The following is a 17,219-nucleotide window of genomic DNA, read 5'->3' as shown; positions in this document are numbered from 1 at the left end:
TCATGACGCGGACACCGATATTGGGGGAACGCTGGCGGTTCTGGGACGAGTTCGCCGTCCGCGGTCCCGGCTTCCCGGCCGACGGCGTACTCCGCCTCGCCCCGACGGGCGTCGCGGAGGCGGCCGACAAGTTCGTCGCCGGCGACCGGCTCGACGGACCCCAGTGGCAGGATTTCGCCGGTCTGTTCGCACAGGCCGGCCTCGACACGGCGCACGAACTGCAGCACATCGCCCGGCTGCCGGCCTTCCGGGCCGCGGTGGCCTGGCAGAACCGGCAGGTGCTGTCCTCCGGCATCGCACCGTTCCTGCGCTGGGATCCGGACACCCAGGCCCGCAGCAGCATGCCCCGGCAGCGGGAGGAACTGGTCGCCCACTACTGGCAACGGTTCTGCGTCAAGAACGACACCATCGGCTTCTTCGGCCCGGTCGGCTGGGGCCGTTGGGACGACGGGGTCGCCGGTGTGTCGGTGGAGCCCGGCGCCGGCGGCCTGGTCGCCCGGAGCACGGTCTACTTCGCCACCTGGGCGATCGACGCGGTTGCGGCCATGGTCGATCGACAACCGGAGTTGCGGGGGCGGGTGGCGCCGCGCCGCATGCCGTACGTGGCCGTCCGCGACGGTCGGGTGATCGTGCCCGGCCGCCCACCCCAGTCGGCCGACCCGACGGTCGTCGCGGTCCTCGATCGGTGCGACGGAATCCGCACCGCGGACGCCATCGCCGCCGCATTGCCCGGCGTGGACGTTCCGGCGGCGCTAGCCGAGCTGGTCCGACGCCGCTGGGCGGTCTGGCGCCTGGAGCTGCCGGCGGTCACCCATCCGGAGCGGCATCTGCGTGCCTGGCTGGAGCGGGCCGACTACCCGCCCGGGCTGGCCGTGCTCGACGAGTTGGAACGGGGCCGCGAGCGGGTGGCCGCGGCCGGCGACGCCGAGCAGCTAATCGACGCCCTCAGCGACCTGGAGCAGCGGTTCGCGACGCTGACCGGGGCCGCCGCGGTCCGCGAGAAGTCCGCCGGGGCGGCCCCGTGCCGGGCTCTCGTCTACGCCGACTCCCGGCGCGCGGCGACCACCCGGGTCGGGGCCGCCGTCCGGGAGGCGCTGGCTCCACTGGCCCCGCTGATGGCCAGCGCCGGCTGGTTGACCAGCCGACTCGCGGCGACGGTGACCGCACGGATCCACGAGGTGCACCGGCAGTTGGCAGCCTCCGGCCCGGTCGATCTGGCCTCGTTCTGGTTCGGGTGCATGCCGATCCTGCACGGTGCGGCCCGCGACGCCGCCGGCGACCTGCAGCAGGAGTTCCAGCGACGATGGGCGACCGTCCTGGCTCTGCCGGACGACACGGACCGGGTCCGGCGGACCCTTCCCGAGATCACCGCGGCGGTCGCCGACCAGTTCGGTGACCATGGTGGCGGCTGGAGTACAGCCCGATACCTCAGCCCCGACATCATGATCGCCGCCGACGGCGCCGACGCGGTGGCCCGGGGTGATTTCACCCTGGTCCTCGGCGAGCTGCACCTGGCCGCCAACACCGTCGGCTCGTCCCTGTTCGTCAACCAGCATCCGCGGCCCGCGGATCTGCTGGCCGCGACCGGGCGGGACAACCCCGAACCCCGGCTGCTGCCGCTGCTGCCCAAGGAACACCGCTCCCGCCTGTCCATCCGGACCCGCCAGCAGCTCGTGCGGCCCGAAGACTACCAGGTGGCGCTGGCCGACATGACCGCCGACCGGGCCGGGGCACGGACCGTGGCCAGCGCCGACGTGCGGGTCGTCGACGACGACGGAACGCTCACCGCGGTCCTGCCGGACGGCGCCCGTTTCCCGGTCACCGAGGTCTTCTCGCACGTGCTGACCACGCTGGCGATGGATCTGTTCCAGCCGTTGCCGGAGGCCGCGCACACCCCGCGGGTCACCGTCGACCGGTTCGTGATGGCCCGCGAGCGGTGGCGGATCCCGGTTGCCGACGCGACCTTCGCCGCCGAGAAGGACGAGGCGAAACGGTACGTGCTGGCCCGGCAGTGGCGGGAGCGGCATCGGCTGCCACGGTTCGTCTTCGTGGTCTCCGCGACCGAACCACGGCCGTTCTACGTCGACTTCGACAGCCCGGTCTACGTCACCATCCTGGCCAAGGCGCTGCGCCGGCTGGACCGTGCCGACGCACGCGCGGCGGTGACCGTCACCGAGATGCTGCCCGGCCCGGACCAGACCTGGCTGACCTGCGACGAAGGGCTCGGATACACGGCCGAGCTGCGTTTCGTCGCGGTCGACGAACGATAGCTGCGCACACGGCTGCGTCTTCTTCTCTACAAGCGCCCCGGGGCGCGGAGGAGGGTGAGGGAAACACGGTCCGGGGAGGTCCACAGTGGCACTCGACGCAGCGGAACTGCGGTCGGTCAACGACGACACAGCGAAGGCGGTGGCCTCATCCGCCCAGCGCCGCATCTGGTTTCTCGATCAGCTCGCCCGGGGGTCGTCCGAGTCCCTACTGCCCCTGGTGCTGAGGCTCCGCGGCCCGCTCGACGTGGCGGCGCTGCGCCGCTCCCTCGCCGGGATCATCGGCCGGCACGAGGTGCTGCGGACCCGGTTCGTCGCGGTCGGCGGCGAACCGGTTCCCCAGCCGGCCCCCGCCGAGTCGGTCGCCCTGACCGAGACGGCGATCACCGGGTCCGGGGCCGCCGAGGTCGCCGATCTTGTGGCTCGGGAGTCGGCCCGACCGATGGACCTGGCCACCGAGCCGCCGGTGCGGATGTGCCTTGCCCGCGTGACACCGGACGAGCATCTGCTGCTGGTGCTGGTGCACCACGTGGCGGTCGACGGCTGGTCGTGGGACATCCTGCTGCGGGAACTGGGGGCCGGCTACCGCGGTGAGCCGGTGCCGCACCCGGCGATCCAGTACGCCGACGTCGCCCGCGCCGAGGCACAGCGCCTGGACGACACCCGTATGCGCCGGCTGCTGACCCACTGGCGAGACCGGCTGGCCGGACTGCAGCCGCTGGAACTGCCGACCGACCGACCCCGCCCGGCCATTTGGGACGGCACCGGCGACGTGATCCGGTTCATCCTGCCGGCCGACCTGGTCACCCGGGTCGACCAGGTCGCACGCCGGCACCGGGCCACCCGATACATGCTGCTGCTCGCCGTCTACCAGGCACTGCTCGCCCGGTACAGCGGCCGGCAGGACATCGCCGTCTGCACCACCCTCGCCGAGCGTGGTCGCCCCGAACTGGCAAACGTGATCGGCCCCCTGGTCAACACCATCGTGCTGCGCACGGACCTCGCCGGCGGGCCGTCGTTCACCGACCTGCTGGCCCGGGTACGCGCCGGCGCGCTGACCGGTTTCAGCCACGCCGAGGCCCCATTCGACCGGGTGGTCGGCGCGGTCGGCGGGGAGCGCGACCTGTCCCGGCACCCGCTCGCGCAGGCGTCGTTCACCCTGCTGAATGTGGCGACCCATCGGCTGGAGCTGCCCGGCCTGGACGCCGTGCTGGTGCCGCCGCCGCTGGCCAGCACCCAGCTGGACGTGTTCCTCGACCTGACGGCCGAGCGAACCGGCGGGATCATCGCCCAGTTGCAGTACGCCCGGGCACTGTTCGACGCCGACACCATGCAGCAGTTCGCCGACGGTTACGTGGCGCTGCTCGGCGCGGTGCTGGACGACCCGGACGCGCCGGTCGACATGCTGGCGGCGGGGCTCGCACCGCTGCCGGGCCGGGAACGCCGCCGGGTGCTGACCGAGTGGAGCGGCGCGGTGTCGGTCCCCCGTGAACCGGCGGAGCCGTTCGCGGTGGGCGGCGCCCCCGACGTGACGGCCCTGACGGTCGGGGACCGGACGGTCAGCTACGGAGAGTTGGACCGGTTGGCCGGCGGGGTCGCCGCCGACCTACGTGCCGGCGGGCTGCGCCCCGGTGACGCGGTCGGGGTGGCGGTAGCCCGCGGTATCTGGTCGGTGGCGACGCTGCTGGGCGTGTGGCGGGCCGGCGGGGTCTACGTGCCGCTCGACCCGGCGCTGCCCGACGACCGGCTCCGTCACATGATCACCGAGGCTCGGGTCACCCGGTTGCTCACCGACCCGGTCAACGTGGATCGGCTGCCGGACACCGCCCCCAGGGTCGACGTAACGGCCACCGAACCCCGCGACGGCGTGCCGGCCCACCGGCACCAGCCGGGCGAACTCGCGTACGTGATCTTCACGAGTGGTTCGACCGGGTTGCCGAAGGCGGTCGGTGTCGAGCACCGGGCCATGGACGCGCATGTGGCCGCAGCCCGGGAGCATTTCGCGGTGACCGCGACCGACCGGGTGCTGGCGTTCTCGTCGTTCTCCTTCGACGCCTCGCTCGACCAGTTGCTGACCGCGCTGAGCGCCGGCGCCGGCCTGGTGATCCGGCCGGACGAGCAGTGGGCGCCGGCGCAGCTGCTGGCGGTGGTGGCCCGGCACGGGGTGACCGTGCTGAACCTGCCGCCGACCTACTGGGTGGAGCTCACCCACGCGCTCACCGCCCGCGATCTAGGCGCGCTGGCCACGGTCCGGCTGCTCATCCTCGGTGGGGAGGCGGTCCCGCCCGCCGCGCTGGCGCCGTGGCAGGCGCAGGTGCCGTGGGTCCGGGTGGTCAACGCGTACGGTCCGACCGAGGCCACCGTCACCAGTGCCGTGTACGACGTGGCTGTCCCGCACGGGGTCAGGCCGGTGCCGATCGGCCGGGCGCTGGGCCACCGGCGGCTCTACCTGGTCGGCCCGGACGGTGAGCCGGTGCCCGCCGGGGTGCCCGGGGAACTGCTCATCGGCGGCCCCGAACTCGCCCGCGGCTACCTCGGACAACCCGCACTCACCGCCCAGAAATTCACCCCCGACCCCCACCACGACAACGGCGGACGCCTCTACCACACCGGCGACCTCGCCCGCTGGAACACCGACGGCACCCTCGAATTCCTCGGCCGCACCGACAACCAGGTCAAAATCCGCGGCTTCCGCATCGAACTCGGCGAAATCGAAAACACCCTCACCGAACACCCCGCGGTCATCGCCGCGGCCGCGGCCGCCAAACCCGACCCGCACGGCGGCCTGCGCCTGGTCGGCTACGTGGTGGCGGCCGACGGCGAGGCGGTTGAGTCGGCCCAACTGCGCGACTGGTGTGCCCGCTGGTTGGCCGGGCACGCGGTGCCGACCGAGTTCGTCGTGCTGGACGCCCTGCCGGTGACCACCTCGGGCAAGCTCGACCGGGCGGCGTTGCCCGACCCGGCGGCCCCCGTCGGTCCCGCCGACGAGGGGTTCGTCCCGCCCCGCGACGACACCGAACAGGTAATCGCCGACATCTGGGCCGAGGTGCTCGGGGTACCTCGGGTCGGCATCGACGACAGCTTCTTCGAGCTGGGCGGGCACTCGCTGCTGGCCACCATGGCCGTGTCCCGGGTGGCGGCCCGGCTCGATCGCGAGGTCGAGCTGCGCACGCTGTTCGAGAACCCGCGGATCCGGCAGTTCGGCGCGGTGGTGGCGGCAGCCCGCCGGGTCACCAGCGGCGCCGGCGTCGTGCCGGTCGACCGGTCCGGGGCGCTGCCCCTGTCGTACGCGCAGGAGCGGCTCTGGTTCCTCGACCGGATGAGTGAGCTGGGCGACGAGTACGTGTTGTGGTTCAGCTGGCGGGTCCACGGCCGCCTCGACCGGGTCGCCTGGCAGGGCGCACTCGACGACGTGGTGGCGCGGCACGAGGTGTTGCGCACGGCACTCGTCGAACAGGACGGTCGGCCGGTGCAGCTCGTCCGGCACGGCGTCACGGTGCCGCTGGCCTGGGAACGGGCTGACGGCGAGGACCCGGCGGCGGTGCGGGAGCGCGCGGCGGCGTACGCGAAGGGTCGGTTTGATCTGGCCGCGCCGCCAATGATCCGTTCCGGGGTCTGGGGGCTGGGGGACGACGACCACGTGGTGGTGATCGCGTTCCACCATGTGGCCACCGACGGCTGGTCCAAGGAGATCGTCATCGACGAGCTGTCCGCCTGCTACCGGGCCCGGCTGGCCGGGACAGCGGCCGACCTGCCGGCGGTGCCGGTGCAGTACGGCGACTTCGCTGTCTGGCAGCGCGGCCGGGAAGGCCTGCTCGCCCGGCAACTGGACTACTGGCGGGACACCCTGGCCGAGCTGCCGGTGCTGGACCTGCCCACCGACCGGCCCCGGCCGGGCACCTGGTCCGGGCGCGGCGCGGCCGTCGAGGTGACGCTCGACCCACAGCTGGTCGCCGGGGTGGAGGCGCTGAGCCACCGGTTCGGGGTGACCCGCTACATGGTGCTCCTGGCCGTCGCGCAGGTGGCGCTGGCCCGGTGGTCCGGGCAGTACGACGTGGTGGTCGGCACGCCGGTCGCCGGGCGCGGCCCGATCGAGCTGGAGCGACTGGTCGGCTTCTTCGTCAACACGGTGGTACTGCGCACCGACCTGACCGGGGACCCGACCGTGGCCGGTCTGCTCGACCGGGTCCGGCAGAGCGTACTGGGCGCCTTCGACCACCAGGACCTGCCGTTCGAGCGGCTGGTCGAGGACCTGCGGCCGGAACGTGACCTGTCCCGCAACCCGCTGTTCCAGGTGATGTTCGACGTGCAGGAGGGCGGCGCCGGTCGGCCGCGCCTCGGCGACCTGCGGACCGAGTCGTTCGACCTGCCCTGGGGATCGGCGAAGTTCGACCTGACCACCACGTTCCTGGTCTCCCCCGAGCGCTTCGGCCTGGCCGTGGAGTACAGCAGCGACCTGTTCGACGAACAGACCGTACGCCGGTTCGCCACTCGGCTCGGCCGGTTGCTGACAGCGGCCGTAGCCGATCCGTCGACCCCGATCGGACGGCTGCCGGTGCTGTCCGCCGGCGAGCAGGAGGAGCTGCTGGCGCTGGCCGGTGCCGGAGTCACGAACGAGGTGGTCCCGCCGTTCGCACTGTGCGGGGCGCCGGAGGCGACCGCCCTGGTGTGCGCCGACGACGAAATCCGCTACGGCGAGCTGGAGGAGATGATCGGCGGGCTGTCCGCCGGGCTGCGCGCCGCCGGGCTGCGTCCCGGTGACCCGGTCGGGGTGCTGGTCGGGCGGGGCATCTGGTCGATCACCGCGATGCTCGGCATCTGGCACGCCGGTGGCGTCTACGTCCCGCTGGACCCGGCGCTGCCGGTCGACCGGCTGCGGCACATGGCGTCCGAGGCCGGCCTGACCCGGCTGGTGATCGACGCCTCCACCGCCGACCGCCTGCCCGACGTCACGCTGCCCACCCTCGACGTGGCCGACGTGGTGCCGCAGCCGCCCGCCGCGGCGCATCGGCACCACCCCGGCAACCTGGCCTACGTCATCTTCACCAGCGGCTCGACCGGGCGGCCGAAAGCCGTCGGCGTCGAGCACCACGCGCTGGACGCGCACGTGGCCACCGCCCGCGACCAGTTCGCGCTGCGGCACACCGACCGGGTGCTGACGTTCGCCTCGCTCACCTTCGACGCCTCACTGGAACAGATCCTCCCGGCGCTCAGCGTCGGCGCCCGGGTGGTGATGCGGCCCGACGACCTCTGGTCGGTCGAGGAGCTGGCCGTCCAGGTCCGCGCGCAGGGTGTCACCGTCATGGAGCTCACCCCGGCCTACTGGGAGGAGGTCGTCACCGTCCTGGACCGGGTGGTCGACGACCTCGGCAGCCTGCGGCTGCTGGTCACCGGCGGGGAGGTGCTGCCGGCGGCGCCGCTGCAGCGGTGGTTCGCCCTGCTGCCGACGGTGCCGGTGATCAACACGTACGGGCCCACCGAGACGGTCATCTCGGCGACCGCGCACCCGGTACACGAGCCGGTCGCCGGGCGGGTGCCGATCGGCCGTCCGCTCGGGCGGCGCCGGGCGTACATCGTGGACGCCCAGGACGAGCTGGTTCCCGCCGGGGTGCCCGGGGAACTGCTCATCGGCGGCCCCGAACTCGCCCGCGGCTACCTCGGACAACCCGCACTCACCGCCCAGAAATTCACCCCCGACCCCCACCACGACAACGGCGGACGCCTCTACCACACCGGCGACCTCGCCCGCTGGAACACCGACGGCACCCTCGAATTCCTCGGCCGCACCGACAACCAGGTCAAAATCCGCGGCTTCCGCATCGAACTCGGCGAAATCGAAAACACCCTCACCGAACACCCCGCGGTCGACAGCGCCGTCGTGGTGGTCCGGGTGCTGCACGGGGAACGGTCGCTGGTCGCGTACGTGGTGACGGCCGGGGCGGACCCCGCGGAGCTGACCGCCTGGTGTCGGCGGGTGCTGCCCGCGTACGCCGTGCCGGTGGCCGTGGTGCCCCTCGAAGCGCTGCCGCGGACCGTGCAGGGCAAGCTCGACACGGCCGCCCTGCCCGACCCGGAGCCGGCCGAGCCGATCGAGTTCGTGGCCCCGCGCAACCCGACCGAGCAGGTGATCGCGCAGATCTGGGCCGAGGTCCTGGGTGTGAGCCGGGTCAGTGTGCACGACGACTTCTTCGCCCTCGGTGGGCACTCGCTGCGTGCCGTGGCGGCGGCGTCGCGGCTGCGGGCGGCCTTCGACCTGCCGGTCCAGGTCCGGGACCTCTTCGAGCACCCGACCGTCGGTCGGCTGGCCGTCGAGGTGGAGCAGCGGCTGATCGAGGAGATCCTCGCCATGAGCGAGGACGAGATCGACGCGTCGCTGACCGCGGACGACTGACCGGTCGCACGGCCGCCGCACAGCTACCCACACGGCCGTCCACCGGACCACTCACCCACAAGCCATTCATCACCGGACGGAGCCTCCGATGACAACTTCCGAGATCCAGCCCCCCGCCCGTCGCGCCACGCTGTCGGACACCGCCCGCCGCCTGCTCGCAGAGCGCCTGCGCGGCCGGGCCACCGCGACCACCCCGGACATCCCGCGGGTCGACCCGCGGCCCGCGGCAATGCCGCTGTCCGCCGCCCAGCAGCGGCTCTACTTCCTCGACCAACTCGACCCGGGCGGGGTCGGCTACCTGATGCCGGCCGCCTGGCGGCTGACCGGGCCGCTCGACGTGGCCGCTCTGACCGCCGCCGTCGGCGACCTGGTCGACCGGCACGAGCAGCTGCGGACGGTCTTCCCCGCCGACCGGGGCCGGCCGGTGCAGCAGGTGCTGCCGGTCGGCGACGACCACACCGAGGTGGTCGACCTGGGCAGCACCGTCGAGCGAGGCGGCGAGCAGGCCATCGCCGCTGCCGTCCGGGCCGCCGCCCTGCGACCGTTCGACCTGGCCACCGAGCCACCGTTCCGGGCCACCGTGCTGCGGATCGCCGACCAGGACCACGTCCTGGCCCTCGCCATGCACCACATCGTCACCGACGGCTGGTCGCTGGACATCATGCTGAGCGACCTGCGCGAGTACTACCGGGCCCGGCTGGCGGGTGAGCCGGCCGACCTGCAAAGTCTGCCCATCGAGTACACCGACTACGCGGCCTGGCAGCGGGCCGCCGACGAGACCGCCGACCTCGGCTACTGGAAGTCCACCCTCACCGGGCTCACCCCGCTCGAACTGCCGACGGATCATCCCCGGCCGGCCGAGCACAACTACGCGGGTGCCGCGTACGCGGTGGAGCTGCCCGAATCCCTGTCCGCCGCGCTGCCCGGGGTCTGCGCCCGCGCCGACACGACGCCGTACATGACCGTGCTCGCCGCGTTCCAGACGGCGCTGGGTTTCCACAGCGGCTCCGACGACGTGGCGGTCGGCACGGTGGTCGCCAACCGGGAGCACCCGCAGACCGAGACGCTGGTCGGCTTCTTCGTCAACACCCTGGTGGTCCGCACCGACCTAGGCGGCGACATCACCCCGACGCAGCTGCTCGGCCGGGTCCGGGAGAGCGTGCTGGGCGCGCTGTCGCACCAGAGCCTGCCGTTCGAGCGGGTGGTAGACGAGCTGAGCCCCGAGCGTGACCTGGCCCGCAACCCGCTGTTCCAGGTGCTCTACTCGTACACCCCGGTGCGGCGCAGCACCTTCGCGCTGGGCGCGGCCGCCGGTGAGGCGTACGCGATCGACGCGGTGACCGCCAAGTTCGACCTGTCCCTTGAGGTGCACGACGACGGCGGCCGGCTGCGGCTGGTCTTCGTCTACCGGACCGACCTGTTCACCGAGGAGTCGGTGGCCCGGATCGGCGCGCACACCCTGGCCATGCTGCGGGCCTGCGCCGAGACCCCGGACGCCCCGCTGAGCAGCGTCGACCTGCTCACCGCCGAGGAGACCGCCGGGCTGCTCGGGCCACAGGGACCGGCCAACACCGGCGCCGCGCCCGACCCGGTGCTCGCGCTGCCGCGGCTCGACGAGCGCATCCGGCAGACCCCCGACGCGGTGGCTGTCACCAGCGACGGCCGCAGCCTCAGCTACGCCGAGTTGGACACCCGGGCCCGGGCCCTTGCCCGCCGACTGCGCGCCGCCGGTGCCGGGCGGGAGTCGCTGGTCGGTGTCCACCTGGGCCGCGGTGTCGACCTGGCGGTGGCGCTGCTCGGGGTGTGGCGGGCCGGGGCGGCCTACCTGCCGCTCGACCCGCACCACCCGGTGGCCCGCCGGGAGTTCCTGGTCACCGACGCCGCGGTGCGCTGGGTGGTCACCGACGAGGCCGGCGCGGCGGCGCTCGACAAGCTGCCGGTGGAGATCGTCCCGCTGGACGGCCCCTCTGCCGACCTCGCTATGGATGACGTCGATGTCCGGGCCGAGGACCTCGCCTACGTCATCTACACCTCCGGTTCCACCGGGCAGCCCAAAGGTGTGGAGGTCACCCACGGCAACCTCGGCTGGCTGCTGGCGGCCGCTGCCGCGCAGTTCGACTTCGGCCCGGACGACGTGTGGACGCTGATGCACTCGCCGGCCTTCGACTTCTCGGTCTGGGAGCTGTGGGCGCCGCTGACCAGCGGCGCCCGGGTGGTCATCCTCACCGACGACGAGGTCCGCGACCCGGCCGCGGTGCACGCCGTGCTGCGCGACGAGCGGGTGACCGTGCTCAACCAGACCCCGGCCGCGTTCAAGGGGTTCCGCGCCCACCTGGCGCAGCAGGGCGACGACATCGCCGACCTGTCGCTGCGCACGGTCATCTTCGGCGGTGACGCCTTCGACGTCCGCGACTACCAGGACTGGTTCGTCCCGGGGGCCCGCCGCCCGGCGCTGGTCAACATGTACGGCATCACCGAGACCACCGTGCACGTCACGATCCGGCTGATCACCGAGGCCGACGTCACGTCGCCGGTCTACTCCCCGATCGGCCGGCCCCTGGTCGGAGCGCACGGCTACGTGCTGGACCGGTCCGGCCGGCTGCTGCCGCAGGGCTCGACGGGCGAGCTGTACGTGGCCGGCGGTGGCGTGGCCCGCGGCTACCGCAACCGTCCGGAACTGACAGCGCAGCGGTTCCCGCGCAACCCGTTCGGGCCGCCGGGCAGCCGGATGTACCGCACCGGCGACCTGGTCCGGGTGCTCGACGACGGGCAACTGTCCTACATCGGGCGCGGCGACCACCAGGTGAAGATCCGCGGCTACCGAATCGAGACCGGCGAGATCGAGACCACCCTGCGGGTCTGCCCGGGGGTCGACGACGCGGCCGTGGTCGCCCGACCGGAGCCGGGCGGCAGTGCCCGGCTGGTGGCGCACGTGGTGCTCACCGAGGGCCGACCGTTGGACGCGCCGGCGCTACGCGAGCGGCTGCGCCTGTTCCTGCCCGAGTACATGGTGCCGGCGCTGTTCGTGCGGCACGACCGGCTGCCGGTGACGGCGAACGGGAAAGTGGACCGGAAGACCCTGATCGCGGTGGCCGGTGAGGGCGGCGACGCAGGCGGCGAGTACCAGCCGCCGCGGACCGACGTGGAGGTGGCGCTGGCCGGCATCTGGGCCGAGGTGCTCGGCACCGAACGGGTCAGCCTCACCGCCAACTTCTTCGACCGGGGCGGCGACTCGATCCTGGCGCTGCGGGTGATCGGGTTGGCCCGCTCCGCGGGCATCGGCTTGACCGTGGCCGACCTGTTCGGCGCGCGCACCCTCGGCGACCTGGCCCTGCGGGCCACCACGGCGCACCAGGGCACCGATCCGGTGGCGCCGTTCAGCCAGATCGACGCGGCCGACGCGGGCCGGCTGCCGGCAGGGCTCGTCGATGCGTACCCGCTGACCATGCTGCAGGTGGGCATGCTGCACGAGATGCTGTCCGACCCGACCCGCGGGGCGTACCACAACGTCACCGACCTGAAGATCGTCGTGCCGGAGGGTTTCGAGCTGGCCGCGTTCACCCGGGCCGCCGAGGTGGTGATGGCCGGCCAGGACATCCTTCGCACCGGCATCGACCTGGTCTCCTACAGCGAACCGCTGCAACTCGTGTACGCCGACGTCGCGGCCCCGGTCGGCTACACCGACCTGCGCGGTCTCGCGTACGAGCAGCAGCGGGCCGCCCTGCGGGCGTACGTGCAGTCGGAGTTCGCCCACCGCTTCGACCTGGCCCGGGCGCCGCTGTTCCGGATCCACCTGCACCAGTTGACCGACACCGAGCTGCGGTTCACCATCACCGACTGTCACGTGGTGCTGGACGGCTGGAGCCTCACCTCGCTGATCGCCGACCTGCTGGACCTGCACCGGCAGGCGGTGGCGCATGGCCGGGACCCGCGGCTGCCGGCATCGCCGCGGTTCGCCGAGTACGTGGCCCTGGAGCGGGCCGCCCTCGACAACGAGGAGAGCCTGCGCTACTGGCGGGAGTCGCTGGGCGAACTGCGGCCGATCCGCTTCCCCCGGCAGCAAGACGCCCCGGAGGCCGGCGCGGCGCCGGTGCACGAGGAGCGTCGCTCGTACGCCAAGCTGGTCGAACCGATCGGCCGGCTGGCCCGGCTCGCCGGGGTGCCCCGCCGGACGGTGCTGCTGGCCGCCTTCCACCAGACGATGAGCCTGTTCGCCGAGGACGACACGACCGCGAGCGGGCACGCCATCGGGTTGGTGACCAACGGCCGGCCCGAGCTGCCCGGCGCCGACCGGATGCGTGGGCTGTTCCTCAACACCGTGCCGTTCGGGGTGGCCCGGCCGGGCGGCAGCTGGCGCGAGTACGTCCAGGCGGTCTTCGCCGCCGAGCAGGAGATGCTGCCGCACCGGCGGGTGCCGCTGGCCCGGATGCAGCAGCTGCGGCCCGGCGAGCCCAACATGGTGGAGGCGATCTTCAACTTCGTCAACTTCCACCGGCTCACCCACGAGGCGTGGGAGGAGTCGCTGGAGATCGCCCGGACCATGTTCCCGCTGCTGGTCAACGCGAGTGTGCACAGTTTCACCCTGGACGTCGACCGGGACTACCTGGACCCGGCCACCGCCGCCCAGCTCGCCGACCTGTTCTGCGACACCCTGGCGGCCATGGTCGCCGATCCGGAGGGGCCGGTCGTGCGGCCGTCGCTGCGCGGTGACGCCGAGCACCGGGCCCTGGTCGAGTGGGCCCGCGGGCCGGAACGGGCCAACTCCCCGCTGCTGTTCCACGAGTGGGTGCGGGAGCACGCCGCGACCACCCCGGATGCGGTCGCGCTGACCTACCCGGGTGTCGCTATCAGCTATGCCGAGCTGGACGCGGGTGCCGAGCGGCTCGCGTACGGGCTGAAGGCTCTCGGGGTCGGGCCGGAGGTGATCGTCGGGATCTGCACCGATCGAGGCCCGGACATGATCCGTGCGCTGCTCGGCGTGCTCAAGGCCGGCGGGGCGTTCCTGCCGATGGATCCGCAGCATCCGACCGAGCGGCTGGCCTTCACGGCCGCCGACAGCGGCATGAAGGTGCTGCTCACCCAGCGGCCCCTGGTCGGCCGGGTGCCGTTCGACGGACCCGCGGTCCTGCTCGACGACCCGGTCGACCCAGCACAGCCGCCGACCGACGGTCCGTTGCCGCAGCTCAGCCTGGAGAACACCGCGTACGTCATCTACACCTCCGGGTCGACCGGCGTCCCGAAGGGTGTCGCCATCGCCCACCGTGGACTGGTCAACATGCTGGAGGGGCAGCGCGACCTGGTGCGACCCGACACCACCGACCGGGTGCTGCAGTTCGCGTCGTTCAGCTTCGACGCCTCGATCCTCGAGCTGACCTGGTCGCTGGCGAACGGCGCCCGGCTGTGCACCGCCCCGAAGGAGGCGCTGCGCCCCGGGCCGGACCTGCGGCGGACCCTGCACACCTACGGCATCACGGCGGCGATGCTGCCGCCCAGCGCGCTGTCGGTGCTCGGCACCGACGACTTCGACAAGCTGGCCGTGCTGCAGGTGGCCGGCGAGGCGTGCCCCGCCGACCTGGCCGACGCGTGGTCCCGCAACCGGCGGTTCCACAACGTGTACGGCCTGACCGAGACCTCGGTCTGGTCGGTGCTGGCCGAGTTGACGCCCGGTGGGGGCCGCCCGCCGATCGGCGAGCCGATCCGCAATACGCAGATCTACGTACTCGACGACGACCTGCGGCCGGTGCCGGTCGGCGTGCCCGGGGAGATCTACCTGGGTGGCCAGGCCGTCGGCGAGTGCTACCTCAATCGGCCGGAGCTGACCGCTGCGACCTTCGTGCCCGACCCACACGGCGCCCCCGGTGACCGGCTCTGCCGCACCGGTGACGTGGGCCGGCAGCGGCCCGACGGGATGGTGGACTGGCTGCGGCGCCGCGACAACCAGATCAAGCTGCGCGGGTTCCGGATCGAGCTGGGCGAGATCGAGCACAAGCTGCGGCAGCTCGACGAGGTCAGCCAGGCGGTCGTGCTGCTGCGGCGGGACCTGCCCGGGGAGCCGGGAATCGTCGCCTACCTGGTGCCGCGGCCCGGCGCCGAGGTCTCGGTCGACGGCGTGCGCAAGGCGCTGCGGGTGCAGATGCCCGCGTACATGGTCCCGGCCTTCTTCGTGATCATGGACGGGTTCCCGGTCAACCGCAGCGGCAAGATCGACAAGGGCCTGCTGCCGCTGCCCACCGACGAACGCACCGACGACGACGCCGAATACGTGGCGCCCCGCAACGCCGCCGAAAGCACCCTCGCCGAGATCTGGCAGACGGTCCTCGGGCGCCGGCAGGTCGGCGTGCACGACGACTTCTTCCGCATCGGTGGCAGCTCACTGTCCACCGTCCGGGTCGCCGCCATGGCCGCCGGGAAGGGATTCACCGTCTCCGTCCGCGACCTCATCGAAACGCCGACCATCGCCCAGCTGGCGATCCGCTGCGCCGACGCGGACCGGCCCACCCCGGTCCGGTCCGAGGTGACCCTTCGCGAGATGGACGGCGCACCGCTCTGGTGCATCCACCCGTCCGGCGGCAGCGCTGCCTGGTTCGTCCCGCTGGTCCGGGAGCTACCCGCCGACCGGCCGGTCCGGGCCTTTCAGGCACGCGGCCTGGTCGGTGGCGTCGACCCCACCGACATCGCCGGCATCGCCGCCAACTACGTCGCCGAGATGCGGCAACGCGGCGGCACCGGCCCGCACGAGATGCTCGGCTGGTCGATGGGCGCCAACCTCGCCATGGAGATGGCCACCCAGCTCCACGAACTGGGCGAACAGGTGGCGCCGCTGGTGCTGATCGAGCCGTACCTGCCGAACCCGGCGGCAACGGCCCGGCTCACCAGCACGGCCGACGACATGGTGCGGGCACGGGCACTGCGCGACCAGGTACGCGCCATGGCGCCGTCGCCCGAGCGGACCGCCGCCGAGGCTGAACTCACCGCCGTCCTGCTCGCCGCCGGCATGGCCCAGAGTGAAGCCGCCCTGGTCGCCGACGCCCCCATCGAGGTGTGGCACTCGCTGCTCGCCGCACTGGCCGGCTACCAACCCCGCCCCTATCCCGGGCACGTGCACCTGGTGCTCGGCAGCGCCGCGGCGGAACTACCGCCCGGCGAACCGATGCCCGGCCTCGACGTGGACGCCGCCGCCTACATCGCCCGGTGGCGGGAACTGGCCGCCGGCGGCGTCACCGTGCACATCACCCCGGGCGACCACATGTCGATGCTCGGCACCGAGATCGCCCACACCGCAGCCCTGCTCGAGAAGATCCGGACGGAGGCCAACTGATGACCGCCACCCTGCTCACCTTCGCGGAACGTCACCTGCTCGACCCGGCACTCAACGCCGACCCGTACGGCTACCTCAACGCCCTGCGCGACCACGACCCGGTGCACTGGAGCAGCGCACACCGGGCCTGGCTGGTCACCGGCTACGAGCAGGTCAAAGCCTGTCTGCGCCACCCGGCCGTATCCGCCGAACGGGTCCGGCCGCTGGCCGGCGCCGTGCCGGCCGACGCCGAACAGGACGCCGAACGCGCCTTCGGCATCCTCGGCCGCTGGATGGTCTTCAACGACCCGCCGCAGCACCGCCGCCTCCGGCAGGTCTTCCAGGAACAGTTCTCCGCCCGCGGCATCGGGCGCTACCGCACCTTCGTCGGCCGCGCCACGCAGGCCATGCTGGCCCGACGCACCGGCGCGGGCCGGACCGGCAACCTGATGACCGACATCGCCCACCCGCTACCCGCTCTGGTCTTCGCCCGCTGGCTCGGCGTCCCCGCCGAACACGGACCGTCCTTCTGGTACTGGAACGCCCGCGTCGGTGACCTGGTCCTCGGCGCGGCCCAGGGCGAGGCGGAGTACCGAACCTCCCTGCAGTCGCTGGTGCAGTTGGAGGACTACCTGGCCGGCCTGGTCCGCGAGCGCCGGGAAGCGCCGAAACAAGACCTGATCAGCTCCGTCCTGGCCGGCGGCCAGATCGGCGAGACGGTCAGCGAGCTGGAGTTCGTCGGCCTGCTCACCCAGATGGCCTTCGCCGGCGGTGAAACCACCAGCAACCTGATCGCCAACACCATCCGGGCCCTGCTGCTCGACCCTTCACAATTGGAAGCCGTCCGCGCCGACCCCGCCCTGGTGCCGGTCGCCATCGAGGAAAGCCTGCGCTTCGACGGCCCGTCGAAGATGTCCATCCGTACGGCCGCCCGCGACCTCACCCTGGGCGGCCACGACATCCGCGCCGACGACCGTATCTACCTGGTCACCGCCGCCGCCAACCGCGACCCCGGCCAGTTCGCCGACCCGGACAGCTTCTCCCTCGAACGCGGCGGCACCGGACACCTCGGCTTCGGCCACGGCGCCCACTTCTGCATCGGGGCGGCCCTGGCCCGGTTGGTCGCTGCCGTGGTGGTCGAGGCCCTGCTCACCGAGCACCCCGGGCTGCGGCTGATCGACCCGGAAAGCCACACCTGGCAACTGTCCCTGCTGAACCGCAGCCTGACCGCTCTGCCGGTCCGGTACTGACACCGAGGAGGTCG

4 protein-coding genes are annotated in these 17,219 nt (G+C 72.8%); all 4 read left to right on the top strand.

The annotated features are described in order from the left end of the window. Window positions 1-2 precede the first annotated feature (2 nt). The 4 genes from AB0B58_RS36505 to AB0B58_RS36490 all read left to right on the top strand — a co-directional run bounded on the left by AB0B58_RS36505 (window position 3) and on the right by AB0B58_RS36490 (window position 17,205). Window positions 3-2,270 (top strand): lantibiotic dehydratase, encoded by a 2,268-nt coding sequence (locus AB0B58_RS36505; RefSeq protein WP_360233761.1) that lies wholly within the window; start codon window positions 3-5, stop codon window positions 2,268-2,270. Between the two features lie 85 nt (window positions 2,271-2,355). Further along, on the top strand, window positions 2,356-8,658 hold the full coding sequence (locus AB0B58_RS36500; RefSeq protein ID WP_360233758.1) for an amino acid adenylation domain-containing protein: 6,303 nt from the start codon (window positions 2,356-2,358) through the stop codon (window positions 8,656-8,658). A gap of 88 nt (window positions 8,659-8,746) precedes the next feature. Next, window positions 8,747-15,976 carry an amino acid adenylation domain-containing protein gene (locus AB0B58_RS36495; protein WP_360233755.1) on the top strand — a complete coding sequence of 2,410 codons (7,230 nt, stop codon included), beginning with the start codon at window positions 8,747-8,749 and terminating at the stop codon, window positions 15,974-15,976. Next, window positions 15,976-17,205: a cytochrome P450 gene (locus tag AB0B58_RS36490; protein ID WP_360233752.1), complete on the top strand. Its 1,230-nt coding sequence runs from the start codon at window positions 15,976-15,978 to the stop codon at window positions 17,203-17,205. The genes AB0B58_RS36495 and AB0B58_RS36490 overlap by 1 nt, the downstream gene beginning before the upstream one ends. The last annotated feature ends 14 nt before the right edge of the window (window positions 17,206-17,219 follow it).

Source organism: Actinoplanes sp. NPDC049118, assembly GCF_040648555.1.
Classification (GTDB): Bacteria; Actinomycetota; Actinomycetes; order Mycobacteriales; family Micromonosporaceae; genus Actinoplanes.
The sequence above is the reverse complement of the archived record's forward strand: the minus strand, read 5'-3'. Positions and strand labels throughout refer to the sequence as shown.